This window comes from Actinotalea sp. C106, assembly GCF_023630195.1.
Lineage (GTDB): Bacteria > Actinomycetota > Actinomycetes > Actinomycetales > Cellulomonadaceae > Actinotalea.
This window is the reverse complement of the sequence record NZ_JALPKN010000613.1, coordinates 1-654: the sequence shown is the minus strand read 5'-3', so window position 1 is coordinate 654 and position 654 is coordinate 1. Positions and strand designations below refer to the sequence as shown.

Sequence of the window (654 nt, the reverse complement as noted above, 5' to 3'; positions counted from 1 at the left end):
CGACGAGCCGTGTGCTCTTCGCGGTCGACTCTCTCGACCACCTGCGCCGCGGCGGGCGCCTGGGCCCGATGGCAGCCGCGCTCGGCACCGTGCTCGGGCTGCGACCCGTGCTCGGGGTCGAGGATGGCCGGATCGAGGTGGTCGAGAAGGCTCGCACCGCCGGGCGGGCCCGAGACCGGATCGTCGAGATCTCCGCGGCCGAGGTCGTCCGTCGAGGCCGGTGCGACGTCGCGGTCCACCACCTCGGTCAGCCTGATCTCGCCGCGGCGACCGTCGAGAGGCTGCGGGACTTGTGCGGCACAGCCGCTGGCACGGTGCACGTGGCCGAGGTCAGTGCGGTGCTCGGTGCGCACGTCGGGCCTGGCCTGCTGGCTGTCGTGCTGTCCGACGGGTAGTCGACCCCCACCGTCCTGTGCACAGCCCGGGTCCGGTCGGTGCCTTCCACACCCGGCCCGGTCCCGGCCAGGACCGCGGGCGACGACGGCCTAGCCTCGGCCCGTGAACGACCCCCGAGGTTCCCGCGACGAGGTGCACCTGCGGCTCGTCGAGCTCGCCGACACCGACGGAACGCCGCGGGAGGCCCTCCGGGAGCGGGCCATGGCCGCCGCGGTCGGGGCCTACACCGCCGCGCACGGGCACCCGCTCGAGCACCCG

The 654-nt window shown here is 75.2% G+C and carries 1 protein-coding gene; it reads left to right on the top strand.

What is annotated here, in order from left to right; all coding sequences use genetic code 11:
* The coding region (locus L0B03_RS18795) for a DegV family protein (RefSeq protein ID WP_250448637.1) at positions 1-395 on the top strand (395 nt) is incomplete at its 5' end.
* Positions 396-654 lie beyond the last annotated feature (259 nt).